Raw genomic sequence first — 24,325 nt, forward strand, 5'->3', positions numbered from 1 at the left:
GGGCCGCCCGGGACGGGCCGGTCGACGCCCGCGCCGTGGGACTCGGGCTCGCCTGCCGGGGTCTCGGTGGGGAACGTCCTGACCGGGCCGTTTCCGAGGTCGACGCTCCGGCCGTAGGTCGTGATCCCCTTCGGTGGGAACCCGCCCGCAGCGCGGACGCCGGCGCCGTTCCCACTTCTCGGTTCGCCGACGGCGGTCGACGTGCCCCAGACGAGGGCGGCGCCGGTCGCGGCCGCGCCTCGGAGTACCGCCCGTCGGTCCGGCTCCGGCGGTCGGGTCGTGGTTCGCGCTCGGTTCGCCTCGCCACTCGCGTCGTCTGTCATTTCAGTGCTCCCTCCCGGCACGAATGCTGGTCTGTGACACATCACCGTGCCACATTGATAAATAAATTTAAATTATTTCAATGTAACGACCGGCCGGCCGACGGTACGACGGGATAGCGAGTTCAGACGCGTCCCGAGAACTGTCACGTGAGAGCGGCACACGCATCCGTCGGAGACGGCTTCTTCCGCGGGGATACACTTTCACCGCGCCGCCGGTGCGTTTTTAGGTGCCTCGGGGAAAGGAGTGAGTACCGAATGACGTCCTTCCAGTCGACGATCGGCGACGAGGAGGGGATCGCGGAGGAGCTGGCCGAGGGCCAGCGCGAGATCTCCATCGCCGAGTTCTTCGAGAAGAACAAACACATGCTCGGGTTCGACTCGGGCGCCCGGGGGCTCGTCACCGCTGTCAAGGAGGCGGTCGACAACGCCCTCGACGCGACCGAGGAGGCCGGCGTCCTCCCCGACATCTACATCGAGATCGAGGAGGTGGGCGACTACTACCGGCTCGTCATCGAGGACAACGGGCCTGGGATCACGAAAGAACAGCTTCCGAAGGTGTTCGGAAAGCTCCTGTACGGTAGCCGGTTCCACGCCCGCGAGCAGTCCCGCGGGCAGCAGGGGATCGGGATCTCGGCGGCTGTCCTGTACTCGCAGCTGACCTCGGGCCAGCCGGCGAAGATCACTTCGCGGCCGAAGGGCCAATCGCGGGCGCAGTACTTCGAGCTCATCATCGATACGGACACGAACGAGCCGGAGATCCAGGCCGACGAGGAGACGACGTGGGACCGCCCCCACGGAACCCGGATCGAGCTGGAGATGGAGGCGAACATGCGCGCCCGCCAGCAGCTCCACGACTACGTGAAACACACCGCGGTCGTCAACCCCCACGCACGGCTCGAACTGCGCGAGCCGGGGCTCGACGAGCCGATGAAGTTCGAGCGCGCCACCGACGAGCTGCCGGCGGAGACGGAGGAGATCCGTCCGCATCCCCACGGCGTCGAGCTCGGCACGCTGATCAAGATGCTGGAGGCGACCGAGTCGTACTCGGTCTCCGGGTTCCTCCAAGAGGAGTTCACACGGGTCGGCAAGAAGACCGCCGACAGCGTGATCGACAACTTCCGGGACGTGTACTACGGCCGCGAGCTGTCGTGGTCGCCGCCCCGAGCGCACGACGACCGCGATATCGCGAGCGCGGTCTCCGAGGCCGTCGCCAACAAGGGCGCGGAAGCGACGACCGCCTTCGCAGCGGGCGTCGCCGAGACGGTCGGGAACAACGACCGGATCACCCGGTCCGAGCTCGCCGACATCGTCGACAACGTCGCGGAGACGGTCGAGGACGACACCGGAAAGACGTTCGGCGGGACCGTCCGCGAGAACGCGGTCGACGCCGGGTGGCGGGCGGTCACCGGCCGCGGCGGCGCGGACGAGGAGGCCGCGGCGTCGAGCGGCGACGGCGGGGCCGACGACCCCGAGGAGTCCCCGCTCGTCCCCGACGTGTACGCGCTGGTCGACGAGGCCACGTCGACGCGGAAGGACGACGCCGCGGTTCAGGCGATGGCCGAGGCGCTCGCGCGCCGGTTCGAGAACCTCGACGGCGACGCGTTCCGGACCACCCGCGACGACCTCGAACGCCTCGTCGCGGACGCGGCGTCGTTCGTCGCCGAGCAGCACGACGCGACCTTCGGCGAGACCGCGCGCGAGAACGTCGTCGAGGCGTTCTGGTCGCGGGCGCGGACCGTGCCAGACGACCCGCCGAAGGTGAAGTCGATCGCGGGCGACCGCGACGCCGCGGCCGACCTCCTAGAGGCGATGCGGACGACGGACATCCTCGCGCCGCCGACCGGGTGTCTCGCGCCGATCACGGCGGAGCTGGTCGAGGCCGGGCTACGGAAGGAGTACGACGCCGACTTCTACGCGGCGGCGACCCGCGACGCCGAGGTCCACGGCGGCGACCCGTTCATCGTCGAGGCCGGGATCGCGTACGGCGGCGAGATTCCCGCCGAGGGGTCGGTCGAGCTGCTCCGGTTCGCCAACCGCGTCCCGCTCGTCTACCAGCGGGGCGCCTGCGCGACGACGGACGTGATAAAACAGATCGGATGGCGCAACTACGGGTTAGACCAGCCCGGGGGGTCGGGGATGCCGAACGGGCCGGCCGTCATCAGCATCCACGTCGCCTCCACGAACGTCCCGTTCACGAGCGAGTCGAAGGACGCGCTCGCGAACGTCCCCGAGATCGAAGACGAGATCGAGCTCGCGGTCCGGGAGGCCGCCCGCGAACTGAAGTCGTTCCTCAGTAAGCGGCGCTCGATGCAGCAGCGCCGGGAGAAACAGGACGTGCTCGGTCGCATCCTCCCGGAGATGGCCGACAAGGTCTCGGAGGTCACCGGCCGGCCGCGCCCCGACATCGACGGGGCCCTGGCGCGGATCATGAACAACGTCAGCGTCGAGCGCGAGGTGAACGGCGAGGCGGTGACGCTCACCGTCGAGAACCACTCGGACGTGAACGAGGAGCTGGAGATCACCGACATCGTCTCGGCGGAGCCGACCGACCTCTCCGACGGAACGGTGGTGGATATGGACGGCGAGTGGTTCGTCCAGTGGAAGCCCGAGGTCCCCTCGGGCGACGAGCGAGAACTGACGTACGCGGTCGACGGCGACCCCGAGTTCGAGGTCAGCGTCGGCGGCGTGGAGACCGAGAAACTCACGGTGAACGACTAATGACGACCGAAAGCGACGCACGAGACGAGCTGATCGACCTGGCCGCCGACTTCTACGACCAGTTCGCGGCGGGGTCGATTCCGGAGATGACGCTCCCCACGCGGACGAAGAGCAACATCGAGTACGACGAGGAGAGCGGCGTCTGGACCTACGGCGACCGCACCTCGACGCGAAGCGCGAACTCGGTGCGGGGCGCGCGCAAGCTGCTGAAAGCCGCCTACACGATCGAGTTCCTCGCGAACCAGCTCGACGACGATCGCTCGTCGACGCTGCGTGAGCTGTACTACCTGTCGGAGTCGTGGGACAACGACGAGGCGCAGTTCAACTCCCAGGACGAGTCGAACGACCTCGTGGAGGACTTAGAGATCGTCACGGGCGTCACCCGCGAGGACTTCCACATGCGCCCGGAGGAGTCGGGCGCGAAGGTGATGGGGCCGCTGCTCCTCCGCGAGCAGACCAACCGCGGTGAACGCGAGATCCACTGTCAGCTCGACGTGGGGCAGGGCGGCTACCAGATCCCGAACAACCCGGACACCATCGAGTTCCTCGACAACGACGCCGAGTTCGTCCTCTGCGTCGAGACCGGCGGGATGCGTGACCGGTTGGTCGAGAACGGGTTCGACGAGGCCCACGACGCCCTCGTGGTCCACCTCGGCGGCCAGCCCGCCCGCGCCACCCGCCGGCTCACGAAGCGCTTCCGCGACGAGCTGGACCTCCCGGTCGTGGTGTTCACCGACGGCGACCCGTGGTCCTACCGGATCTACGGCTCCGTCGCGTACGGCTCGATCAAGTCCGCACATCTCTCGAAGTACCTCGCGACGCCCGAGGCGCGGTTCATCGGGATCCAGCCCGAGGACATCGTCGAGTATGACCTCCCCTCCGACCCGCTATCCGACTCGGACATCAACGCCCTCGAATCCGAGCTGGAGGACCCGCGGTTCCAGACGGACTACTGGGAAGAGCAGATCGAGCTCCAGCTCGACATCGGCAAGAAGTCCGAACAGCAGTCCCTCGCGAGCCGCGGGCTCGACTTCGTCACCGACACCTACCTCCCCGAGCGGCTCGGGGAGATGGGCGTGATCTGACCGCCGGCGCCGTCGCGCTCGGCGGCCCGCCGCTACGCATCTTCGAACGCGATCTCGTCGACCTCGCGGCGCTCGCCGTCGGCGTCGTCGTCCTCGTACTTGTACACGACGCCGTCTTCCTCGTCGGCCGTGGTCCTATGCGAGCCGTCACAGAGCGGTTGCGAGTCGGAGAGCCCGCACCGACAGACGTAGATCAGGCCGTCGTCCCCCTTGTCGTCGTCGTCCAGTATCGTCGGCCCCCGCTCTTCGTGCGTGACTTCGCGTGCCATGGGCGCGAATCGGACCGCCGGGTGGATACCGTTTGGGGCCGCGGGCCGCAACTTCTCCGCGGCTCGCCCGTCGCAACCCCCTTGCCCGTGGGGCGCGTATCGGGGGTATGAGCGAGACAGACGAGCGCGACCCGGCGGAGCTGACCGACGACGAGTGGCGCGAGCGACTCTCCGACGAGGAGTACCGCGTGCTGCGCGAGAGCGGCACGGAGGCGAAGTTCTCCGGCGAGTACGTCGACCACCACCCCGACGACGGGGAGTACAAGTGTCGCGCCTGCGGCACGGTCCTGTTCGAGGCCGAGACGAAGTACGAGTCCGGCTGCGGCTGGCCCGCCTTCTACGCCGCCGAGGAGGAGTCGGTGACGACGACGGTGGACACCAGCCACGGGATGCGCCGCACCGAGGTCCGGTGCGCGAACTGCGACTCGCACCTCGGGCACGTGTTCGACGACGGCCCGGAGCCCACGGGGAAGCGGTTCTGCATCAACTCGGTCGCGATGGAGTACGACGACGAGTGAGCCGCCGCGACACGGCGCGTCGCGGGGTCACTCCGGGCAGAGCGGAAGCCTGACGACGAAGACAGCGCCCCTCGGCTCGTTGTCCTCGACCCACACGCCCCCGCCGTAAATCTCGACGAGCGAGCGGACGAGGTACAGCCCGATCCCCGCGCCCGGGCTGTCGAGGCCCTTCTCCCCCTTCCCGAATATCTCGTCGCGCTGGCCTTCGGGGATCCCCGGCCCGTTGTCGGCGACGCGGACCTCGGCGACGCCCTCGCCCTCGTCGACGGTCGCCGACACCGTCACCTTCGGCGGGGTCTCGTCGTTGTGCTGGACCGCGTTCCGCAGGAGGTTCCGGAACACCGAGCTCAACATCTCGTCGCCGACGACCTCGACCTCCGGGTACGAGCCCTCCACCGTGAAGACGGCCTCTGAGTACGCGGACCGCACCTCCTCGACCTGCTGTGAGAGGACCCGGTCGAGCGCGACGCGGCTCGGCTCGGCGTCCTCGCGGAGCATCACTTCGGCGAGGTCGCGGACCGTCGTGGTGAGCGAGACGGCGCTCTGCGTGTTCCGCTTGATCACGTCGAGGTACTCCCGCCCCTCCTCGTCGACGTGGTCGTCGAGCAGTTCGGCGTACGCCCCGACGAGCTGGAGGTCGTTGCGGATGTCGTGGCGCATCACCTGGTTCAGCAGCTGTAGATCGTCGCGCTGTCGCTTGAGGCGCTCTTCCGGGTCCGCCCTGTCGTCGCCCTCGAAGCGCGCGTCGTTACCCTCTCCGAGGGCCTCCTCCTCGTTCATACCGACGATATAGGCCTACCGGGGGTTTTAGATGTCGGTCGCGGGCGACCGGCGGTCCGTCGCCGCCCTCACATCCCGTCGTCGAGCAGTTCGCGGGCGACGATGTTCTTCTGGATCTCGGTCGTCCCCTCGTAGATCTGCGTGATCTTCGCGTCGCGGTAGAGCCGCTCGACGTCGTGGTCGTTGACGAAGCCGGCGCCGCCGTGGATCTGGACCGCCTCGTCGGCGACCTCGACCGCGGTCCGGGAGGCGAACTCCTTGGCCATCGACGCGAGCGCGGTCAGGTCGCCGGCCTCGTTGTCGACCGCCCACGCGGAGCGGTAGGTGAGCCAGCGGGCGGCCTCGGTGTTCGTGTGCATCTCCGCGAGCTTGTGTTTGATCGCCTGGAAGTCGGAGATGGAGCGGCCGAACTGCTCGCGCTCCTCGGCGTACTCCAGCGCGCGCTCGGCCGCGCCGCGGGCGATGCCGACGCCCTGCGCGGCGACCGCGGTCCGCGTCTCGTCGAAGAACTGCATGAGCTGGAGGAATCCCATCCCGCGCTGGCCGATCAGGTTCTCCTCGGGCACCCGCACGTCGTCGAAGCGGAGCTCCGCGGTGTCGCTCGCGCGGATGCCGAGCTTCCCGGTTATCTTGTCGCGGGTGAGCCCGTCGCGGTCGCCCTCGACGAGGATCTGCGAGTAGCCCGAGTAGCGGTCGTCGATATCGGGGTCCGTCTCGCAGACGACGACGAAGTAGTCCGCGACGGTGCCGTTCGTGATCCACATCTTCGACCCGTTTATGACCCACTCGTCACCGTCCTTCTCCGCCCGCGTCGCCACGCTCGTCACGTCCGAGCCGGCCTGCGGCTCGGAGATGGCCGACCCCATCACCGCGTCGCCCGCGGTCACTTCGGGGAGGACACGCTCCTTCTGTTCCTCGGTGCCGAACTCCATCAGCGCCTCGGCGCCGAACCCGGCGCTCGAGATACAGAGCCCGATCCCGGGGTCGGCCGCGAACAGCTCCTCGGTGAGGATGGCGTTCTCCAGCGAGGAGTAGCCGATCCCGCCGTACTCGACCGGGACGTGCGGCGCGAGCAGCCCCATGTCGGCGGCCTTGTCCATCACCTCGTGGGGGTACGCCTCGTCGACGTCGTACTCGGTCGCGACCGGTCGGATCTCCTCGTCGGCGAACTTCCGTACCTCCTCGCGCAGCTGCTTCTGTTCGTCGGTTAGCTGGAACTCCATGGCTCGAACATCAGGATCGAGCGTGATAGTCTTTGGCGAACGGCAATGAATTTGGAAGTAGTTGTTCGTTTACGCGCCGCGAGTATGCCACCAGCGCGTCAGGCGCCCCGCGACGGCCGTATCGCGACGGGGACCGCGCCGCGACCGCGGCCTCAGCGTTCCTCGACGAATGCCGCGATCCGGTCGGTCGCCTCCTTCAGCTCGCGCATCGAGGTCGCGTACGACACCCGGAGGTGCCCTTCTCCGCCCTCGCCGAAGACCGACCCCGGGACGACGGCGACGCCCTGCGCCTCCAGCAGCTCCTCGGCGAACGCCTCGTCGTCCCCGCCGCACTCGGGGAACGCGTAGAAGGCGCCGCCCGGCTCGAAGGTGTCGAGGCCCAGCTCGTTGAACCGGGAGACGACCAGCCGCCGGCGGCGGTTGTACTCCTCGACCATCTCCGACACTTCGTCGTCGCAGCGGTCGAGCGCCTCGATCGCCGCGTACTGCGGCGTCGTCGGCGCCGACAGCATCGTGTACTGGTGGATCCGGTTCATCGCGTCGATCGCGTCGGTCGGCCCCAGCGCGTACCCCAGCCGCAGTCCGGTCATCGCGTACGCCTTCGAGAAGCCGTTGACGACGACCGTGCGTTCGCGCATCCCCGGCTGGGTCGCGATCGAGGCGTGGTCGTCCCCGTACGTGAGCGCGGCGTATATCTCGTCGGCCACCACGCGGAGCTCGTTGTCGCGGCAGAACGCCGCGACCTCCGCGAGTTGCTCGTCGGTCATCGTCGCGCCCGTGGGATTGTTCGGGTAACACAGCACGAGCAGGTCAGCGTCGGCCGCGCCCGCGGCCTCCAGCGACTCCCGGGTGAGCGCGAAATCGTCCGCGGCGCGCGTGGGGACCGTCAGCCGCTCGCCGCCTGCCAGTTCGATCCCCGGTCCGTAGGAGATGTACGTCGGCTCGTGGACCGCCACGGTGTCGCCGGGGTCGACGAGCGCGCGGAAGGCGAGGTCGACCGCCTCGCTCGCGCCGGTGGTGACCAGGACCTCTTCGGACGGGTCGTACGACTGGTCGTAGCGCTCGTGGTGCGCGGCGACACGCTCGCGGAGCGCGGCCATCCCGCGGTTCGCGGTGTAGGACGTTTTCCCGCGTTCGAGCGAGTCGATCGCGGCGGTGCGGGCGGCCCACGGCGCCGAGAAGTCGGGCTCGCCGACCCCCAGCGAGATCACGTCGTCGCGCGCCTCAGCGAGTTCGAAGAACTTCCGGATCCCCGACTCCGGGAGGGTGCGCGCGCGGTCCGAGATCCTCATGGCGACACGGAGAGGCGGTCGTCGTCGTCCCCGTCCTCGAACCGGATCCCGCCGTCCTTGTACGTCTCCATGATGTAGTGGGTCACGGTCTGGGTGACCGCCGGCATCGGCGCGACCTGCTCGGAGATGAACTCGGAGACGTCCTGCATGTTCTCGCCGAGCACCTCGACGGCGAAGTCGTAGTCGCCCGAGACCAGGTGTAAGGCGTCGACGGCGGGGAACTTCGCGATCCGGTCCGCGACCTGCTCGTACCCCGTCTCGCGGTCGAGTTCCACGTTGATCTCGACGACGGCGCGGATCTTCCCCTCCTCGACGCGGTCCCAGTCGACCACGGCTTGGTAGCCGTGGACGACGCCGTCGCCCTCCAGCGCGTCGATCGCGTCAGCTACCGCCGCCGCGTCGAGGCCCGTCTGGGCCGCGATGTCGTCGATGTCCTCGCGGGCGTTCCGCGCCAACACGTCGAGTACCTCGCGCTCGGCGTCCATACCCTACGATTACTCGGGGGCGGTTTATGAGTAGCGACGGGCGCAAGACGGGCGGCGGCGCGCCGCGCCGCGCCCGTTCGTCGCGTCCCCTTCCGCCACCCCTACCGCTTTCAGCGTGGCGCGAGACGGACGGACCATGGCTTCCGACACCAGCGGCGGACGCGACACGTTCGACATCGGCGGGGCGTTCACGGTCGACCGACTCGGTTTCGGCGCGATGCGGGTCACCGGCGAGGACGTCATCGGCCGGCCCGCCGACGAGGAAGACGCGAGGGACGTGCTCCGGCGGGCAGTGGACCTCGGCGTCGACTTCGTCGACACCGCGGACTCCTACGGCCCGGGCGTCTCCGAGCGGCTCATCCGCGAGGCGATCGGCGATCCCGACGACGTGGTGATCGCCTCGAAGGCCGGGCTGCTCCGCAACCGCGAGGGCGACTGGCTCCCCCACGGCGACCCGGACTTCCTCAAGAACCAGGTCCTGTGTAGCCTCGACCGCCTCGGCACCGACACGATCGACCTCTACCAGTTCCACCGCCCGGACCCGGACACCGACTTCGCGGAGTCGGTCCACGCGTTCGCGGAGATGAAAGACGCCGGCCAGATCGCGCACGTCGGGCTCTCCAACGTCACCGTCGAGCAGCTGGAGACCGCGACGGACATCGTCGACATCGCGACCGTCCAGAACCGGTACAACGTCGGCCACCGCGACGACGAGGCCGTGCTGCGCGCTTGCGAGGGCCGCGGCGTGGGCTTCATCCCGTGGGGCCCGATGTACGCGGTCGACGACGACGAGTCCGCCGACGCGCTCGACGAGGTCGCGGCGCGACGCGACGCCACGCCGCGGCAGGTCGCGCTCGCGTGGCTCCTCGACCACTCCGACGTGACGCTCCCGATCCCGGGCACGTCGAGCGTCGACCACCTCGAATCCAACCTCGCGGCCGCGGACCTGTCGCTGACGGCGGAAGACATGGCCGCGCTGAACGCGATAGATCCGCGGGAATAGGCCCGAAATCCGACGGTAGACGGGCGAGTTCCTATTCGTCGAACGGGTTCGTCAGTTCGACCGTCTCCTCGCGGTCGGGGCCGACGCCGACGGCGTAGACCGGCGTGTCGATCTCGTCGGCGACGAACTCCAGGTAGTCGCGGGCCGCCTCGGGGAGCGCGTCGTAGCCCGCCTCGGCGACCGCCGAGGAGTCGAACGGCGCCCACGTGTCGAGCGTCTCGTATACCGGCTCGCAGCGCTCCCACCGGTCGGTCGTGGTGGGGACGGTGTCGAGCGTCTCTCCGTCGAGCTCGTAGCCGGTACACACCTTCAGCTCGTCGAGCCCGGCGAGCACGTCGACGTGGTTGACCGCGACCCCGGTGAACCCGGAGACGCGCGCGGCGTGACGGAGCATCGGCAGGTCGAGCCAGCCGATCCGGCGTGGGCGGCCGGTGACCGTGCCGAACTCGCCGCCCTTCTCGCGGATCTCGTCGGCGAGCGCCTCCTCGTCGGCGTCGCCGTCGAGTTCGGTCGGGAGCGGCCCCTCGCCGACGCGCGAGAGGTACGCCTTCACGATGCCCACGACCTCGCCGTCGCCGACCGTCGTGACGCCGAGCCCGGAGCCGACGGCCGCGCCGCCCGCGGTCGGGTTCGACGAGGTGACGAACGGGTAGTTCCCGTGGTCGACGTCGATGTGCGTCCCCTGCGCGCCCTCGAAGAGGATCTCGTCGCCCGCCTCGTGACGGCGGTGAAGGTAGTCGGAACAGTTGACGGTCATCCCCTCGTCGGCGAGGCGCTCGCCGATCGCGGCGAACTCCTCGTGGAGGGCGTCGACGTCGAAGGCGGCCGCGCGGTCGTCATCGCTGTCGTCGTCGCCGGACTGCGTCCGGTTGCCAGAGGCGCGTTGCGCCTCGCTGTCGAGGTCGAGCCCGTACACGTCCTCGACGAGCGCGCGCTTCTGCGGGACCGCGTACTCGAGCTTCTCGCGAAGGGTCTCGGGGTCGAGCAGGTCCGCGACCCGGATCCCGCGGCGGCCGGCCTTATCCTCGTAGGTGGGGCCGATACCGCGACCGGTCGTGCCGACCGCGTCGCCGGCGTCGTCGTCGGCTTTTACCTCCTCCTCGATCCCGTCCAGCACGCGGTGGTACGGCATGATCACGTGCGCCCGGCGGGCGACGCGCACGTCGGGGTCGAGCCCCTGCTCGCGCAGGTTGTCGATCTCGGCGAACAGCGTCTTCGGGTTGACGACGCAGCCGTTGCCGAGGATACCGACGGTCCCCCGGACCGCGCCGCTGGGAACCAACGAGAGTTTGTACTCCGCGCCGCCTTCGACGACGGTGTGGCCGGCGTTGTCGCCGCCCTGATAACGGACTACGACGTCCGCGTCCCCTCCCCACCGGTCGACGAGCGCGCCTTTGCCCTCGTCGCCGAGTTGGGAGCCGACGATGGTGAGTGTCATACGACCTGCCGGTTCCCGGCGGGGGGTAAAACCGATTACGGTCTGTGACTGCGACATAACCACGAATGAGGATCACTGAATAAACGGCTCACAGGAAATAGGCTCGTTCGTGTATCTTCGCAGTTTCCGGACCTGTACTCACTCTCGCGGTCTCCGTCGCGATCGGGCGCGCCGCGTCCGAGCCGCGCGCTGCGCCGCAATCGAACACGTTAATTACTGCCACGTCAAAGGATGCGATCTGACAGGGTGACCGCGGTCGCCGACAGCAACTTTTAAACGGGGGCATGACAAGTTAACATGTGCCATGATAGATCGACTAGAGAAAGAGGTAGACATGCTGGAACGTCACCTCCAAGTCCTGCGGATGGTCATCGAGAACGAGCCGATCGGCATCGTGAAGATGTCGAACGAGACTGGGTACCCGCACCACAAGGTCCGATACTCGCTGCGCGTCCTCGAAGAGGAGAACCTCATCGAGCCGTCTAGCCAGGGAGCGATCACCACGGAGCGGACCCACGAGTTCGTCGACGAACTCGACGAGAAGCTCGACGAGACCGTTGATAAGCTGGGGTCGATGCGGATCGACGACGCCGCGGAACTCCAGAACTGACTGCGATTCCGATTTGGCCCGCCGACGTAGGTGCCGCGTTTTCTCTCTCAGCCCGCGCTCGCGAGCCGCGGCGGTCGGACCGACTACAGGTCCGGGACCGTCATGTGGAACCCGCCGTCGCGCGCCTCGACGAGGCACAGGTGGAACCCCTGCTTGCGCGAGAGCTTCACGAAGCTCGCCCGCTTGGACCGGCTGAACAGGCCGCCGCCGACCGCATCGCTCGCGGTCTCTAAGGCCCCGGGCTCGAAGAAGCTCTCAGTCACCGCGAACGCCCCGGCGAACGTCTCGTTGGAGGCGGCGATGTCGCGCCCGTTCTCGACGAGCGACTCCAGCGTCCCCTCGGGCGTCGGGTCCCGGCTGTCGTTCAGGTCGGCGACGAACAGCGGGTGTCCCATGCGATCGCGCAACACGAGGTCGAACGACCGCTGCTCGCGGACCTCCTCGCCGCCCTCGCGGAGTTCGACCGACACCGTCCCGCCGATCTCGGCGCGGTCGATGTCCGGGAGCGCGTCGTAGAGGTCCCGAAGCGTCCCCTCGTTCCCGGTACCGCGGACCTCGAACGGGAGGTCCTCGACGAGCCAGCGGGTGAAGCCGTACTCGATGGTGTCCCCGAGGAACTCCTCGAACGGCCGCCCGTCGACGGCGAGGCCCTCCGTCTCGAAGCTGGTGTGGTGTTCGACCCGGAGGTTCTCGCGGAGGGCCTCGCGGTCGACGCTCCCGTCGTGGGCGTCCGCCAGCGTCGCGCCCTCCTTCGATTCGTACCTGATGAACAGGTTCGTTCCGCTGCGCGCCTTCGCGGGGGTGAGCGTCCGCTCGGCGTCCGGGAGCCGGTCCTTCGCCTCGGAGAGCTCGCGGCGGAGCCGGTCGCGCTCCTCCCGGAGGTCGCCGACCTCGGACTCGAGCCGCTCGACCTCGTCGACCAACTCGTCGCGTTCGGTCGCGATCTCGTCGCGCTCGGCCGCTAGCCGGTCGCGTTCGTCGGCCAGCGACTGGCGCTTCGTCTCCGTCTCCTCGAGGGCCGCCTCGAGCTTCCGAAGCCGCTCCGGGCTCGCGTCGCCCGTCGCGTCGCGGGCGTCGCGCTTCGAGACCGCCGACGGCGTCGACGCGGACCGCTCGGTGGAGCGCGGCGACGGCGACCCGCCGTTCGCGTTCGATCCGCTCCGCTCGGCCCGCCCGGGGTCGGCCGCCGAACGAGAACGCTGCGACGGCGGGTCGGGACGCTTGTCGGCCCCGCGGGGTTCGTCGCCAGCCTCCGACGGGTCGAGCGCCGGGATGGACTTCTGCTCCCGCCACTCGGCCTCCTCCGAGAAGACGTCCTCGTCGCTCGACGCGTTCCCGGTGCCCGACGCGCCCTCGGCGTTCGATGCGTCTCCCGCGTCCGGCGTTCCCCGGGTGTCCCGCGAAGCACCGTCTCCGGTCGCTTCGGTCGGTGGCCGGCGCTCGCGGTCCGTCACCCCCGCCGCCTCGACGTCCGTCTCCGTGGCGTCCATCTCCGCGGCGTCGGCGGCTCCTATCTGTACCGCGTCGGGCGACTCTTCGCCCTCCCCCGTCGTCGCTTCACCGCCCGCTTCGGCCGCGTCGGGCCCGTCCGAATCTGAGTCGCGAGCGGCGGTCGTCGGGTCGTCTCGGGGCCGGGCCGCCGAGCCGTCGTCCCGCCCGGTGTTCGGCGCGGGATCAACGGCGTCCGCGGGGGAAGCTTCATCGGCTCCGCCCGGCGTGTCCCTCCCGTCGTCGCCCCTCGAGTCGGGGTCGCTCCCCGCGTCTTCCGTCTCGTCGGTCGTCCCGTCGTCCGTAGCGTCCGCCGTCCCCGCGTCGTCCGGGAGCGGGCGGACGTCGAGATCGACCTCGTACACGGTGTAGATGCCGACCTCGTCCGCGGCGAGTTCGAAGGCGTCGTCCCCCGTCTCCAGCCGGCGCGCGTTGCCGACGTACGCGGCGGCCATCGACTCGCCGCCGGTGTACGCGACGTAGTAGTCGCCGGAGAGGACGTTCTCCGACAGCTCGATGTAGCCGGTGAATCCGCCCTGCGAGAGCTTCCGGTCCGCCTCCTTGAGCGGCGTGTCATTGGTGTAGTACTTCGCCCGCGGCTCGCCGCCGAGCTCCTGCATCGCGAAGAGCACCGGGAGCGCGTCGTCGGGGGCCCGGTAGACGGTCCCCGAGGCGTCCGCGAAGGCGTCGAGCGTCGCGTCGACCACGCCGACGACGCGCCCGTCGACGAGGAACACCCACCCGACCCCGTCGGTCGCGGCGCCGGAGAACCCGTCGTCGACGATCCGCCCGAGCCCCGCGAGCCCGTCGGAAAACGAGCGCTCGTCCCACTCGGCGATCGCTTCCCTTCGCTGTGCGTCCATCCTTGCGTTTACGTCGCCAACACCGACTCAAATACCTTCCGGAGCGTGAGACGGCCGTCTGACGCCCCGCTCCGCCGCTCCGACCGGCGGACGGCGGCGGCCCCGAGAGCGCTCTCGACGGCCCGTCCCGCTCACCCCTCGTCGACGGCGGCGATCGCCTCCCGACCGAGGTCGACGACGTCCTCCGGGAGGTCGCTCGCCGCGAGTTCAGACCGGGTGTACCAGCGCCACTGGTCCGGGTCGACCTCGTCGTCGCCGTCGGGAGCGATCTCTCGGGAGTCGACGCGGGCGTAGTAGAGGTGATCGACGTGCTGGTGGCCCACCGACCCGTCCTCGTGGACGTTGATGTCGTGGAGCATGAGGTGGGCCGGCTCCGGGAGCCCGCGGGTGTTCGGGCCCGTGATCTGCGACTCGGCGGCGACCAGCTCCGGCGTCAGCCCCGTCTCCTCGCGGACCTCGCGGCGAGCGGCCTCGTGCGGGAGCTCGTCGCGGTCGACGTGGCCGCCGGGCGGCAGCCGGATGCCGAGCCGCTCGTGGTCGTGAAGCGCCGTCGCGCCGTCGTTGACGATGTACGTCGTCGCCGTGAAGTGGCGGGTCGTCTCCATACGTGCGGGTGGCGACGCGTCGCCTTCGCGGTTTCGACCCGGACGGAGGGCGACCGACGCGGCGGCGGGCAGAAAAGCGGCTCAGTTCAGCGCGACGGAGTCCTCGGCCTCGAGGAGCTCGTGGTACCGGTTCCGGATGGTGACCTCGCTGATGTTCGCGACCTCGCTGACCTCGCTCTGGGTCACCTTCTCGTTGACCAGCAGCGAGGCGGCGTAGACGGCGGCGGCGGCGAGCCCGACCGGCGACTTGCCGGAGTGGATCCCTTGCTCCTTCGCCGTGTCGAGCAGGCTGCGGGCGCGGCGCTCGGCCTCGTCGGAGAGGCCGAGGTCGGAGGCGAACCGCGGGACGTAGCTCTCGGGGTCGGCGGGCTGGATCTCCAGCTTCAGCTCGCGGACGACGTAGCGGTACGTCCGGGCGATCTCGTCCTTCTCGACGCGGGAGACGCCCGCGATCTCGTCGAGGCTCCGCGGCGTCCCGGCCTGCCGGGCTGCGGCGTACAGCGAGGCCGTCGAGACGCCCTCGATGGACCGGCCGGGAAGCAGGTCCTCGTCGAGCGCGCGGCGGTAGATGACGCTCGCAGTCTCGCGGACGTTGTCGGGGAGGCCGAGGGCGCTGGCCATGCGGTCGATCTCGCCGAGCGCCTGCTTGAGGTTGCGCTCCTTGGAGTCGCGGGTGCGGAACCGCTCGTTCCACGTCCGCAGCCGCTGCATCTTCTCGCGCTGGCGGCTGGACAGCGACTTACCGTAAGCGTCCTTGTCCTGCCAGCCGATGTTCGTCGAGAGCCCCTTGTCGTGCATCATGTTCGTCGTCGGGGCACCGACGCGGGACTTGTTGTCCTTCTCCTTGGAGTCGAACGCGCGCCACTCCGGCCCGCGGTCGATCTCGTCCTCTTCGACGACCAGTCCGCAGTCGACGCAGACGGTCTCGCCGTGTTCCGTGTCCGTCGCTAGCTGACCGCCGCACTCGGGACACCGCAGTTCCTCCTCTTGGCTCTCCGACTCGGTTTCGCGCTCGTCGTCGGCCGTCTCTGTCGTGTACGTTCGAAGGTTCTCGCTCATTGGTTTGGTACGTGGAGGGAACAACGAAACCGAGAGACGGATCTCGGTGTTTTCCTCACCTTCGGGTAAGTGAGTCAAATACTTAAATGTTTGTGTGGTTGGTACCTCTGAGACACGCCCGAAAACGGAGTGTACAACCCTGTAAGATTCGGTATTCGAGATGCCTCCTGCGAAACCACGTCACGAGCGAAACAGACGGACTCTCCCCGGGATATAGTATATAGGCGTTTCGTGGTGACGGGACGGCGTTCGCGGCGACCGATCCGGCCGTCAGTCCCCGGTCGCGAAGGTCGCGCTCGCACCGACGAGATGGCCGACGACGACGCCCAGTCCGGTCACCAGTAGCACTGTCGCGGCGAAGTCCGGACCGGCGGTGACGCCGGCCGCCTCCGTCACAGGTATCCCGTCCGCGTCGGAGATCGGCACCGTCCCGTCGGTCGCGTGACGCGTCAACGGCACCCGAGAGACCGCCCGCAGCGCGAGCATCGTCGGGAGGTATCCGAGGGTCGCGCCCATGCCGGTCACGGCGCCGGCGAGCAGGTCGTCGATACCGAGGTATCGGACGGCGGCCGCAGCGCCGAGAGCGAAGGTCAGCGGGACCGCGCGGAGCGGCCACAGCGCGGCGTCGGCCTGTATCAGCGGATGCCCGAAGATGACGTGGTTCGACAGCCTGGGTCCCGTCCGGACCCGGACCCAGTGGGCGTCGAGGAGGAACCAGATCGACCCCTCGACCGCGGATATCGGGCCGCCGACCATCCACCGGGCGACCTCGGACTCCCCCGGCGAGACGCCGGCGACCGCGAGCCCGATCCAGGTGAGCGCCAGTCCGAGCAGCGCCGCAGCGCTCCCGCAGGCGACGGCGACCGGCAGCCAGCCGGACGGGAGGTGTACGAGCGAGAGGAGGGTAGTTCGTCGGTCCGTCGACATCACGCCCCGGTCGTTCCGGCTTGGCGGGCATATGCTTTGTCGCGGGTCGTCGAGGCCCCTCACCGTCTCGCCGGTTCCGAGAGGACAACCGCTTTGCCCCTCCCCGAACAGGGGCACGTATGAACCGACCGCGGCTCGACGACCGCCTCGCCGACCTCGAGACGGACGGCTACCTGATCGACGCCTCGCAGGAGGACGCCAACCAGCTGTACCTCTCCGGGTTCACCGGGCCCGACCCGTTCCTCACGCTGTACGTCGACGGAGCGGTCCACGTCCTCGTCGGCGGCCTGGAGTACGGGCGGGCGAAGAAGGAGGCGACGGCCGACGGCGTCGAGCGCCACGCCGACTACGACTACGAGTACGGCGGGCGCGAGGCGCGAAACGACATGTACGCCGCGTTCGTCCGCGACAAGGGCGTCGAGTCCGTCTCGATGCCGCCCCGCGGCCCGGTCGGTACCGCCGACGCCCTCCGGGAGCGCGGCGTGGCGGTGACCGTCGACACCGACGACCGGCTCCGGGAAGTCCGGGCGGTCAAGACCGACGACGAGATCGAGGCGATCCGCGAGGCCCAGGCGGCGAACGAGGCGGCGATGCGCGCCGCCGAGGACCTGATTGCCGGCGCGGACGTGGCGACCGAGAGCGACGACGCGGAGACGGGCGTCCTGCTCCGCGACGGCGAGCCGCTCACCAGCGAGCGGGTGACCGAGGAGATCGAGGTCACCCTCCTCCGGCACGGCTGCGCGCTCGACGAGACGATCGTCGCCGGCGGCGCGCAGGCCGCGGACCCCCACGACCGTGGCTCGGGCCCGCTCCGCGCGGACGAGGCGATCATCGTCGACATCTTCCCCCGGTCGAAGGCGACGAAGTACAACGCCGACATGACGCGGACGTTCTGCGTCGGCGAGCCGAACGAGACCCTCCGCGAGTGGTACGAACTCACCGAGCGCGCCCTCGACGCCGCGCTCGACGCGGTCGAGCCGGGCGCGACCGGGGAAGACGTCCACGCCGCCGCCTGCGAGGTGTACGAGGAGGCCGGCGAGCCGACCTTCCGCACCGACCCGGAGACGGAGACCGGGTTCATCCACTCGACGGGGCACGGCATCGGTCTCGACGTCCACGAGTCGCCGCGGCTCGCGAGCGGCGGCGGAGAGCTGGAGCCGGGCCACGTGATCACCGTCGAGCCCGGCCTCTACGACCCCGACGTGGGCGGCGTCCGGATCGAGGACCTCGTCGTCGTCACCGAGGACGGCTACGAGAACCTCACCGACTACCCGATCCGGTTCGCGGCCGAGTGAGCTCTCGGGCGGTCCGGCCGGAGAGGCTCCGGTTCGTCTGACCGCGATCGGAAGCCGCTTTGACCCGTGTCCGGTACGGCGACTGTGAACTGGCGGTACGAACAGACGGCGCTCGCGCTCTGTACGCTCGCGTTCACCGGCACCATGGTGGCGCGGCTGGTCGTCAGCCCGCTGGTCCCGGAGATCACGACGCAGTTCGGCGTCACCAACGGCACCGTCGGGCTCGCGCTCAGCGGCATGTGGCTCACCTACGCGCTGGCGCAGTTCCCCTCCGGCGTCCTCGGCGATCGCTACGGCGAGCGCCGCGTCATCCTCACCGCGGTGGGGGCCACCGCGATCGCGTCGGTGCTCCTCGCCGCCTCGCCTTCGATGCTCGCGTTCGGACTGTTCGCGGCCGTTCTCGGCGTCGGGGCGGGGCTCCACTACTCGGTCGCGACGACGTTCCTCACGCGGCAGTTCGACGACACCGGCCGCGCCATCGGCGTCCACGTGGCCGGGGGACCGCTCGCGGGACTCGCCGCGCCGCCGGCGGCCGCGCTCGTCGGATCGCGGTACGGGTGGCGCGCCGGGGTCCTCCTCGGCGCTGCCGTCGCGGTCCCCGTGTTCGCGCTGTTCGCGTGGCGGGTCCGGCCGACCGAACCGCTCCGCCCCGACCAGCCGATGGGCGAGCGGTTCGCGTTCGGTCCGCTCGCCGAGCTGCTCTCGCGGCCCGAGATCCTCTACACGACGGCGCTGGCGACGATGGGCGCGTTCACGTGGCAGGCGACCGCATCCTTCCTGCCGACGTTCCTCGAGGTCGGGACCGGCTTATCGAGCGCGCTGTCGGCGCTTTTGTTCTCGGCGTACTTCCTCGTCCACGGGGGAACACAGCCGGTCACCGGGTCGATATCCGACCGGATCGGCCGCGACGCCACCGCGATGGTGACCATGAGCGCCGGCGTCGTCGGGTACGGGGCCCTCGTCGCGACTGCGACGCTCGACCTGGGGCTGCCGGTCACGGTCGCGGGCGTCGGCCTCGTCGGCCTCGCGATGTCGTGGGGCGCGCCGGTACAGTCGCGGTTCATGGACCTCCTCTCCGACGCCGAGCGCGGCGCCGGGTTCGGGCTGGTCCGGACGGCGTACATGGTCACGGGGGCCTCCGGCAGCGTCGTCGTCGGCGCCGTCTCCGACGCCGCGGGGTGGCCGGTCGCGTTCGGGCTGCTCGCCTGCGTGATGGCGCTCGGGCTGGCCACGCTGTCGGCGAACCGGCTGTTTGGCTTGGGGTATTGACTCGCCGCAGGTATGTCAGTTACATGCCTGTTGTAGAGTTACTACACACAGATTCGGTCGACTGAACCCCGATTTGAACGCCAGCTAGAATATAACATACAAAACAAGTCAGCACGTATTTACGTACGTGTCTGGAGGGTACCGTAGACCACATATGAACAGGCGATACGTTCTCACCAGCGCGGCGGCCGTCTCTCTTCCACTTGCGGGCTGTAGCGGTTCGACCCCCGACGAGTCGGCGCCGCCGAACGGGTCCGAGGAAGCGTCCGACGGGGACGACGGGGACGACAACGGCTCGGAGAATCAGACGGAAAGCACCGAAGACGCGGCGCCGACACTGGACGATTTCGACTACCCGGACGGGGCACGTCAGGACGGTGTCGACGGAGCGACGCTGTTCGGCACGCACGAATCGACCCTGGTCGAGGCGGGGTCGTTGACGCACGAGGGGGAGCGCACCGACGTGTTCGACGACAACGAGTTCTCCCAGACGCAGACGAGCAGGTTCGACGACAACGCCGTCTCGCGTGAGGTAACGGAGAACGGGGAGACCGAGCGTGTCTGGTCGCCGGCCGACGAGGACGTGGCGTACGTCAGGATGGAGTCCGGGTTCGAGCAGGCCTACAGGGTGGACGAGCGCGCACCGCCGACGGACGAGGTGACCGGGCTGAGCGAGTTCAGGCGGTACATCTCCGAGGTGGAGTGGGGAGCGGCGACGGAACTGGTCGAGACCGCGGGCGGCTTGGGGGTCGTCTACGAGTCGGTCGGCTACTCGGAGCGACTCAGCTTCGGGGAGATGCGGGAGTTCGACGCGTCGATAACGGTCAGCGAGTCCGGATTCGTGAGCCAGCTGGAGTACGATCAGACGGAGCTCCAGGGCGGCGAAGCGATCGCGTTCGACGTCACGGCCGCGATAACCGCGGTCGGCGACACGAGCGTGGACGAGCCCGACTGGGCGGACGCGGCGCGAGAGCAGGGCGTCCGGTTCGACGTCGCGTTCACCGACGACGGCACCGCGTTCCGGGTGGAGATGACGGGCGGCGACGACGTGTCCCGAGACGCACGTATTCGTCTGCGAGACGAACGGGGGAGCGCCAGCAGCAGGCTTTCGGAGCGGCTCTCGGTCGGCGACGTGCTGTTCGTCGGACTCTCCGAGAGCGGCGGCCTCCTGATCGACGAGAGCGAAGCGCCCGCCGAGGCGCGACCGCTGGCCGGGGACCTTCGGCTCACCGTTCGCACGGAGTTCCCGCTTCTGACTCACACGCGGCGGCCGTAGTCCGCCGGACGCCGCTCGCTGTCGGCGTGGTGCGTTTCTAGGAAGAAGCCGGGTCAGGCGTCGAGACGACTCTTACAGCCGGTCGTCTTCGATGCTTCCGGGGTCTTCGGCGGTGTCGAACATGTTGTTCTCGGCGCCGTCGAGCATCTCGTCGCGGGGATCGTCGTCGACGACGCTCACGTTGTACGCCTCGATGCCGGACGCGATGAGGTCCTCGGCGGCCTGCTCCTCGGAAACGAACTCCTCATCGGCCAGCTGCTGAAACTCCGCGTACACGTCGTCCGAGAGGTTCAGCTCGAAAGTGGGCATACCTCCCGTATCGACCGGACGCTTTTAAATTGTTCCCTCGTTTCGCGAGGCGTTCGGAGAGGCTGGTTCCAGTGAGCGACTCCGCCGAGACGATCATCGAAACGTACGACGACGGCCATCGGATCGTCCGCGAGGAGCGTGTCCGCCCCGACGCGTACCACTTCGACGGCTCCGACGGGCGCATCGCGTCGTCCGACCTCCCGCAGGCGGCCCGGCTGTACGCCGATCTGTACGCTATCGCCGGCGGGTTCGACGAGAGACAGACCGGCAGACGGGGTACCCCGCCCTCGGTCGTCCGAGCCGACGAGGAGGTCCGGATGACGTGTCTCGCCGTCAGGCTGTCGGTGGCGTACGCCGCCCGGGCGTTCGACGTCGACGAGTCGATCGTCCGCGACGCCGTCGACGACGTCCACGCGCGGGGGTCGGAACTGCGCTCACGGGGGTCGAGAACGGCTGAGAACCCATCGCCGCCGCCGATCCGAACATCTGCTCAGGCGCCGCTCTTGGGCAGGACCGGACCGGGGGAGGGAACCGCGAGCGGCTACAGGTCGCTCCACGCGCCGAGGAACCGCTGGACCGCGGTCAGGTGACCGACGACGGCGAACAGCGCGAGCAGCAGGCCGACGACGTTCAGTCCGGCGACGATCGGCGCCGAGTAGACCGCGGCGACGACGCCCACGACGCCCATCAGCGCGAGCCGGTCGGCCCGGCCGAGGAGGCCGCCGTACTCGCGGCCGATCCCGACCGCTTGGATCTGCGTGCCGAGGTACGAGGTGAGGAGGACGCCCGTGACGGCGGCGAAGCCCAGCGCGTACGCCTCCACGCCGGCCGTGAGCCCGCCGATGACAGCCACGTCGGCGTAGCGGTCGAGGACGTGGTCGAGGAAGTCCCCGCCGTCGGAGGCGATCTCCTGGTGGCGCGCGAGGGCGCCGTCGACGAGGTCGAGCCAGCCGTTGAGGAGGACGAGTAGCGCGCCGGCCGCGTACAGCGGCGTCGACCCGGCGGCGAAGGCCGCGGCGGCCCCGACCGCGACGAGGAAGGCGATCACGCTCACCTGGTCGGGCGAGAGGCCGAGCCTGTCGGCCGCGGACACCCACGGGCCGAGCAGCCGGTCGGCCACGGAGCGGTACTGGTCGAGGGTCATCTACCGTCTCGACGCTCGCGGCCGGCTCATATATAATCGATGAAGTCCACGGTGCCGGCGCTCGGCTCGCACTCCCCCTCGATCGCTGCCCGGATCGCACCGGCGACCGCCTCGGGGTTGCGGTCGGTGGCGTCCACCTCGTAGACGTTCTCCGCGCCGTGTTCGGCCACCGCCTCCGAGAGGATCACGTCGAGCGCCTCGCTCTCGGCGTTCTCGGCCGCCGTCTCGGCCGTCTCGCCGCGCGCCTCGAGTCGGGACTCGACCGTTTCGGGGTGACAGCGCAACACGACGACGCGGTCGACAGCGAACCGGTGCGCGAGGTGCGAGTCGAGGACCCCGGACCAGCCGCCGAGGTCCTCGCGGACCGCGTCGAGGTCGGCGACGAGCGTGTCGCGCTCGTCGTCGCGCTCGGTCCAGAGGTCGTCGTCGGACTTGATCCGGTCGTTGAGGTGGATCACGTCGTACTCCCCTTCGAGCAGCGCCGTCGCGGTCGTCTTCCCGGTTCCGGGCGTGCCCGTGACGGCGACGCGGTCGGCGCGGTCGCGGTCAGGGCTGGCGTCGGCGTCGTCGGCCCCCGCCGTCACGCCCGAACACCGAGGTCGAGGTCGGCCAGCGTCTCGTTGAGCAGTTCGACCGCCTCGCGGGTCTCCTCGCGGGTCCCCGTCGAGATACGGACGTGCTCGGGGAGCCCGAACGAGGTACAGTCGCGGATGATCACGCCGCGCTCTTGAGCCGCCTCCGCGACGCGCTCGCCGTCGCCCACCGCGGCGAGGACGAAGTTCCCCGCGGAGTCGACGGTGGGCGCGTCAAGCTCGTCCGCGATGTACTCGCGGGCCCAGCGGGCGGACTCGATCGACTGCTCGACGTGGTCCTCGTCGTCGAGCGCGGCGAGGGCGGCCCGGCACGCCAGCTCGTTGGCCGCGAACGGCGTGTTGACGCGGGCGTACGCCTCGCCCCACGGCTCGGGGACGACGCTGTACCCGATCCGGAGCCCGGCGAGCCCGTACGCCTTCGAGAAGGTGCGCAGGACCGCCACGTCGTCGCGCTCGTCGGCGAGCGGGATCGCGCTGTCGACGTCCGAGAACTCCCCGTACGCCTCGTCGACGACGACCAGCGTCTCCGGCGCGGTCGCGTCGGCGATCGCCTCGACCTCGTCGAGCGGCATCGTCGAGCCAGAGGGGTTGTGCGGCGAGGTGACGTAGACGATGCGCTCGCCCCCGTAGGCGGACAGCACCGTCTCCGCGTCCTGTGCGAAGCCGTCGGCGGTCGAGAGCTCGTACTCGGTCACCTCGCCGTGGTGGTACCGCGAGGACATCGCGTAGTACGCGAAGCCGGGGCTCGGCACCAACACCTCGTCGCCCGGCTCCAGCGCGGCCCGAGAGAGGTAGTCGATCGAGCCGTCGGCGCCGGGCGAGACCCACACCTGCTCGTCGTCGACGCCCCACTTCTCGGCGATCTTCGCGGTGAGGTCCGTGTGCGAGGACTTCGGGTACTGGTTCACGCGGTCGGCGTGGTCGCGAATGGCCTCGACGGCCGCCGGGCTCGGGCCGTGCGGGTTCTCGTTCGAGGAGAGCTTGATGAGGTCGTCGGGGTCGATCCCGCGCTCGCGGGCGACCTCCTCGACGCCCCGCCCGGGCACGTACGGCGAGTGATCGGAGAGATCCCGTGGTCGCATGCCCGGAGGTCGGGGGCGGTCGGGCTTAAGGGTGGTCTTGACGGACGCCGGTCACGGCGCTCCCGGGTCGGTGTCGGGAGCGCTCACGGGGGCGAACCCGCGCCGCGCAGCCGCCGCTCTGCCTCGGCGACGACGTCGGGCCGTCCCGCCAGGTCGACGGCCATCGTCTCGCCGCCGTACTCGACGCCCGCGACCACCGCTCGGTCGTACGCCCACGAGAGCGCGGCCTGCGCGTCCCCGCCGTTCTGGACCTCGACGGTCGCCGTCGCCGTCGGCAGCGCGTCCGCCACCGCGTCCGCGAGGTCGCCGAGCCCCGACTCGTCCCGGACGCTCACCGGAACCGGCGACCGGAGCGCGTCGGCGACGGGCGCGTCCCGCGGGCCGAGTTCGGCGACGACGGTTTCGTACGCCTCGACGGCGGACGCGAGCCCGTCGGCATCGACCTCGTCGACCTTCGACAGGACGGGGACGACCGGGCCGTCGGTCGCTTCGATCGCCGACAGCGACGCGCTGAGCTTCCGACGGAGGGCCGCGGGGTCGTCGCTCGCGTCCACGACGAGCAGCGCGCAGTCGGCGGCCCGGACCGCGTCGATGGCGGCGCGGAACGAGCGCACCGCCCCGTGCGGCAGCCCGCCGAGGACCCCGACGGCGTCCGTAATCAGGGTGCGCCG

Annotated in this window: 24 protein-coding genes and 1 pseudogene; 9 read left to right on the top strand and 16 right to left on the bottom strand. The window is 69.7% G+C overall.

Annotation, left to right across the window (positions count from 1 at the left end):
- Positions 1–323, bottom strand: a pseudogene (locus B9G49_RS16975) (hypothetical protein); the annotation flags it as partial.
- 255 nt (positions 324–578) lie between these two features.
- Between B9G49_RS16975 and B9G49_RS06275 the strand changes: the two are divergent.
- Together B9G49_RS06275 and B9G49_RS06280 are read left to right on the top strand one after the other, a co-directional pair.
- On the top strand, positions 579–3,041 hold the full coding sequence (locus B9G49_RS06275) for a DNA topoisomerase VI subunit B (RefSeq protein ID WP_086215802.1): 2,463 nt from the start codon (positions 579–581) through the stop codon (positions 3,039–3,041).
- Complete coding sequence (locus tag B9G49_RS06280; RefSeq protein WP_049929589.1) at positions 3,041–4,126, top strand: DNA topoisomerase IV subunit A; 1,086 nt, start codon at positions 3,041–3,043, stop codon at positions 4,124–4,126. Before B9G49_RS06275 ends, B9G49_RS06280 begins: the two co-directional genes overlap by 1 nt.
- 32 nt (positions 4,127–4,158) lie before the next feature.
- Here B9G49_RS06280 and B9G49_RS06285 read toward each other — a convergent pair whose 3' ends face one another.
- Positions 4,159–4,395: a CDGSH iron-sulfur domain-containing protein gene (locus B9G49_RS06285; RefSeq protein ID WP_086215803.1), complete on the bottom strand. Its 237-nt coding sequence runs from the start codon at positions 4,393–4,395 to the stop codon at positions 4,159–4,161.
- A gap of 107 nt (positions 4,396–4,502) precedes the next feature.
- On the opposite strand from B9G49_RS06285, the gene msrB reads away from it, so the two are divergent.
- Positions 4,503–4,913: a peptide-methionine (R)-S-oxide reductase MsrB gene (gene msrB, locus B9G49_RS06290; RefSeq protein WP_049929592.1), complete on the top strand. Its 411-nt coding sequence runs from the start codon at positions 4,503–4,505 to the stop codon at positions 4,911–4,913.
- Between the two features lie 27 nt (positions 4,914–4,940).
- On the opposite strand, the gene B9G49_RS06295 is transcribed toward msrB, so the two are convergent.
- The 4 genes from B9G49_RS06295 to B9G49_RS06310 all read right to left on the bottom strand — a co-directional run bounded on the left by B9G49_RS06295 (position 4,941) and on the right by B9G49_RS06310 (position 8,693).
- Positions 4,941–5,693, bottom strand: coding sequence for a sensor histidine kinase KdpD (locus tag B9G49_RS06295; protein ID WP_086215804.1), 753 nt, complete (start codon positions 5,691–5,693; stop codon positions 4,941–4,943).
- Positions 5,694–5,761: 68 nt separating this feature from the next.
- Positions 5,762–6,916: an acyl-CoA dehydrogenase family protein gene (locus tag B9G49_RS06300; protein ID WP_086215805.1), complete on the bottom strand. Its 1,155-nt coding sequence runs from the start codon at positions 6,914–6,916 to the stop codon at positions 5,762–5,764.
- 152 nt (positions 6,917–7,068) lie between these two features.
- Positions 7,069–8,208 carry a pyridoxal phosphate-dependent aminotransferase gene (locus tag B9G49_RS06305; protein WP_086215806.1) on the bottom strand — a complete coding sequence of 380 codons (1,140 nt, stop codon included), beginning with the start codon at positions 8,206–8,208 and terminating at the stop codon, positions 7,069–7,071.
- Positions 8,205–8,693: an Lrp/AsnC family transcriptional regulator gene (locus tag B9G49_RS06310; RefSeq protein ID WP_049929596.1), complete on the bottom strand. Its 489-nt coding sequence runs from the start codon at positions 8,691–8,693 to the stop codon at positions 8,205–8,207. Before B9G49_RS06310 ends, B9G49_RS06305 begins: the two co-directional genes overlap by 4 nt.
- Positions 8,694–8,829: 136 nt before the next feature.
- Between B9G49_RS06310 and B9G49_RS06315 the strand changes: the two genes are divergently transcribed.
- On the top strand, positions 8,830–9,696 hold the full coding sequence (locus B9G49_RS06315) for an aldo/keto reductase (protein WP_049929597.1): 867 nt from the start codon (positions 8,830–8,832) through the stop codon (positions 9,694–9,696).
- Between the two features lie 31 nt (positions 9,697–9,727).
- Here the strand turns inward: B9G49_RS06315 and B9G49_RS06320 are convergent, their stop codons facing one another.
- Positions 9,728–11,134: an adenylosuccinate synthase gene (locus B9G49_RS06320; RefSeq protein ID WP_086215807.1), complete on the bottom strand. Its 1,407-nt coding sequence runs from the start codon at positions 11,132–11,134 to the stop codon at positions 9,728–9,730.
- A gap of 304 nt (positions 11,135–11,438) precedes the next feature.
- Between B9G49_RS06320 and B9G49_RS06325 the strand changes: the two genes are divergently transcribed.
- Positions 11,439–11,744, top strand: coding sequence for a hypothetical protein (locus B9G49_RS06325; protein WP_049929599.1), 306 nt, complete (start codon positions 11,439–11,441; stop codon positions 11,742–11,744).
- An 83-nt stretch (positions 11,745–11,827) separates the two neighbouring features.
- Here B9G49_RS06325 and B9G49_RS06330 read toward each other — a convergent pair whose 3' ends face one another.
- The 4 genes from B9G49_RS06330 to B9G49_RS06345 all read right to left on the bottom strand — a co-directional run bounded on the left by B9G49_RS06330 (position 11,828) and on the right by B9G49_RS06345 (position 16,686).
- Positions 11,828–14,095 (bottom strand): hypothetical protein, encoded by a 2,268-nt coding sequence (locus tag B9G49_RS06330; RefSeq protein ID WP_086215808.1) that lies wholly within the window; start codon positions 14,093–14,095, stop codon positions 11,828–11,830.
- A 131-nt stretch (positions 14,096–14,226) separates the two neighbouring features.
- On the bottom strand, positions 14,227–14,700 hold the full coding sequence (locus tag B9G49_RS06335; protein ID WP_086215809.1) for an NUDIX hydrolase: 474 nt from the start codon (positions 14,698–14,700) through the stop codon (positions 14,227–14,229).
- Between the two features lie 81 nt (positions 14,701–14,781).
- Positions 14,782–15,759 (bottom strand): transcription initiation factor IIB family protein, encoded by a 978-nt coding sequence (locus B9G49_RS06340; protein ID WP_049929602.1) that lies wholly within the window; start codon positions 15,757–15,759, stop codon positions 14,782–14,784.
- Between the two features lie 270 nt (positions 15,760–16,029).
- Positions 16,030–16,686, bottom strand: coding sequence for a hypothetical protein (locus B9G49_RS06345; RefSeq protein ID WP_086215810.1), 657 nt, complete (start codon positions 16,684–16,686; stop codon positions 16,030–16,032).
- A gap of 119 nt (positions 16,687–16,805) precedes the next feature.
- Here B9G49_RS06345 and B9G49_RS06350 point away from each other — a divergent pair, with 119 nt between their 5' ends.
- The 3 genes from B9G49_RS06350 (at position 16,806) to B9G49_RS06360 (ending at position 20,526) form a co-directional block, all read left to right on the top strand.
- Positions 16,806–17,981 (top strand): Xaa-Pro peptidase family protein, encoded by a 1,176-nt coding sequence (locus tag B9G49_RS06350; protein WP_086215811.1) that lies wholly within the window; start codon positions 16,806–16,808, stop codon positions 17,979–17,981.
- 84 nt (positions 17,982–18,065) lie between these two features.
- Positions 18,066–19,250 carry an MFS transporter gene (locus tag B9G49_RS06355; RefSeq protein ID WP_086215812.1) on the top strand — a complete coding sequence of 395 codons (1,185 nt, stop codon included), beginning with the start codon at positions 18,066–18,068 and terminating at the stop codon, positions 19,248–19,250.
- Positions 19,251–19,404: 154 nt separating this feature from the next.
- Complete coding sequence (locus tag B9G49_RS06360; RefSeq protein ID WP_086215813.1) at positions 19,405–20,526, top strand: hypothetical protein; 1,122 nt, start codon at positions 19,405–19,407, stop codon at positions 20,524–20,526.
- A 72-nt stretch (positions 20,527–20,598) separates the two neighbouring features.
- Here the strand turns inward: B9G49_RS06360 and B9G49_RS06365 are convergent, their stop codons facing one another.
- On the bottom strand, positions 20,599–20,835 hold the full coding sequence (locus tag B9G49_RS06365; protein ID WP_008442562.1) for a hypothetical protein: 237 nt from the start codon (positions 20,833–20,835) through the stop codon (positions 20,599–20,601).
- A 71-nt stretch (positions 20,836–20,906) separates the two neighbouring features.
- Between B9G49_RS06365 and B9G49_RS06370 the strand changes: the two genes are divergently transcribed.
- A complete protein-coding gene (locus B9G49_RS06370) occupies positions 20,907–21,425 on the top strand; it encodes a hypothetical protein (RefSeq protein WP_233125172.1) in 519 nt (172 codons plus the stop codon).
- Here B9G49_RS06370 and B9G49_RS06375 read toward each other — a convergent pair.
- The 4 genes from B9G49_RS06375 to B9G49_RS06390 all read right to left on the bottom strand — a co-directional run.
- A complete protein-coding gene (locus B9G49_RS06375; RefSeq protein ID WP_049929608.1) occupies positions 21,377–21,979 on the bottom strand; it encodes a CDP-alcohol phosphatidyltransferase family protein in 603 nt (200 codons plus the stop codon). The two genes, B9G49_RS06370 and B9G49_RS06375, sit on opposite strands and share 49 nt — an antisense overlap.
- Before the next feature lie 26 nt (positions 21,980–22,005).
- Positions 22,006–22,563, bottom strand: a complete 558-nt coding sequence (locus B9G49_RS06380) for an adenylate kinase family protein (protein WP_086215814.1) — start codon at positions 22,561–22,563, stop codon at positions 22,006–22,008.
- On the bottom strand, positions 22,560–23,654 hold the full coding sequence (gene hisC, locus B9G49_RS06385; RefSeq protein WP_086215815.1) for a histidinol-phosphate transaminase: 1,095 nt from the start codon (positions 23,652–23,654) through the stop codon (positions 22,560–22,562). Before hisC ends, B9G49_RS06380 begins: the two co-directional genes overlap by 4 nt.
- Before the next feature lie 83 nt (positions 23,655–23,737).
- On the bottom strand, positions 23,738–24,325 hold a 588-nt coding region (locus B9G49_RS06390), incomplete at its 5' end, for a GTP-binding protein (protein ID WP_343124398.1).

It is taken from the genome of Halorubrum sp. SD683 (assembly GCF_002135045.1).
Taxonomy (GTDB): Archaea; Halobacteriota; Halobacteria; order Halobacteriales; family Haloferacaceae; genus Halorubrum; species Halorubrum ezzemoulense.

Bases quoted from the DNA above. Each gene is read 5' to 3' on its own strand.
- B9G49_RS06275 (WP_086215802.1), top strand. From the start codon at position 579: ATGACGTCCTTCCAGTCGACGATCGGCGACGAGGAGGGGATCGCGGAG.
- B9G49_RS06295 (WP_086215804.1), bottom strand. From the start codon at position 5,693: ATGAACGAGGAGGAGGCCCTCGGAGAGGGTAACGACGCGCGCTTCGAG.
- B9G49_RS06340 (WP_049929602.1), bottom strand. From the start codon at position 15,759: ATGAGCGAGAACCTTCGAACGTACACGACAGAGACGGCCGACGACGAG.
- B9G49_RS06330 (WP_086215808.1), bottom strand. From the start codon at position 14,095: ATGGACGCACAGCGAAGGGAAGCGATCGCCGAGTGGGACGAGCGCTCG.
- B9G49_RS06350 (WP_086215811.1), top strand. From the start codon at position 16,806: ATGAACCGACCGCGGCTCGACGACCGCCTCGCCGACCTCGAGACGGAC.
- B9G49_RS06365 (WP_008442562.1), bottom strand. From the start codon at position 20,835: ATGCCCACTTTCGAGCTGAACCTCTCGGACGACGTGTACGCGGAGTTT.
- B9G49_RS06325 (WP_049929599.1), top strand. From the start codon at position 11,439: ATGATAGATCGACTAGAGAAAGAGGTAGACATGCTGGAACGTCACCTC.
- B9G49_RS06305 (WP_086215806.1), bottom strand. From the start codon at position 8,208: ATGAGGATCTCGGACCGCGCGCGCACCCTCCCGGAGTCGGGGATCCGG.
- hisC (WP_086215815.1), bottom strand. From the start codon at position 23,654: ATGCGACCACGGGATCTCTCCGATCACTCGCCGTACGTGCCCGGGCGG.
- B9G49_RS06320 (WP_086215807.1), bottom strand. From the start codon at position 11,134: ATGACACTCACCATCGTCGGCTCCCAACTCGGCGACGAGGGCAAAGGC.
- B9G49_RS06285 (WP_086215803.1), bottom strand. From the start codon at position 4,395: ATGGCACGCGAAGTCACGCACGAAGAGCGGGGGCCGACGATACTGGAC.
- B9G49_RS06300 (WP_086215805.1), bottom strand. From the start codon at position 6,916: ATGGAGTTCCAGCTAACCGACGAACAGAAGCAGCTGCGCGAGGAGGTA.
- B9G49_RS06345 (WP_086215810.1), bottom strand. From the start codon at position 16,686: ATGTCGACGGACCGACGAACTACCCTCCTCTCGCTCGTACACCTCCCG.
- B9G49_RS06360 (WP_086215813.1), top strand. From the start codon at position 19,405: ATGAACAGGCGATACGTTCTCACCAGCGCGGCGGCCGTCTCTCTTCCA.
- B9G49_RS06335 (WP_086215809.1), bottom strand. From the start codon at position 14,700: ATGGAGACGACCCGCCACTTCACGGCGACGACGTACATCGTCAACGAC.
- B9G49_RS06310 (WP_049929596.1), bottom strand. From the start codon at position 8,693: ATGGACGCCGAGCGCGAGGTACTCGACGTGTTGGCGCGGAACGCCCGC.
- msrB (WP_049929592.1), top strand. From the start codon at position 4,503: ATGAGCGAGACAGACGAGCGCGACCCGGCGGAGCTGACCGACGACGAG.
- B9G49_RS06375 (WP_049929608.1), bottom strand. From the start codon at position 21,979: ATGACCCTCGACCAGTACCGCTCCGTGGCCGACCGGCTGCTCGGCCCG.
- B9G49_RS06280 (WP_049929589.1), top strand. From the start codon at position 3,041: ATGACGACCGAAAGCGACGCACGAGACGAGCTGATCGACCTGGCCGCC.
- B9G49_RS06315 (WP_049929597.1), top strand. From the start codon at position 8,830: ATGGCTTCCGACACCAGCGGCGGACGCGACACGTTCGACATCGGCGGG.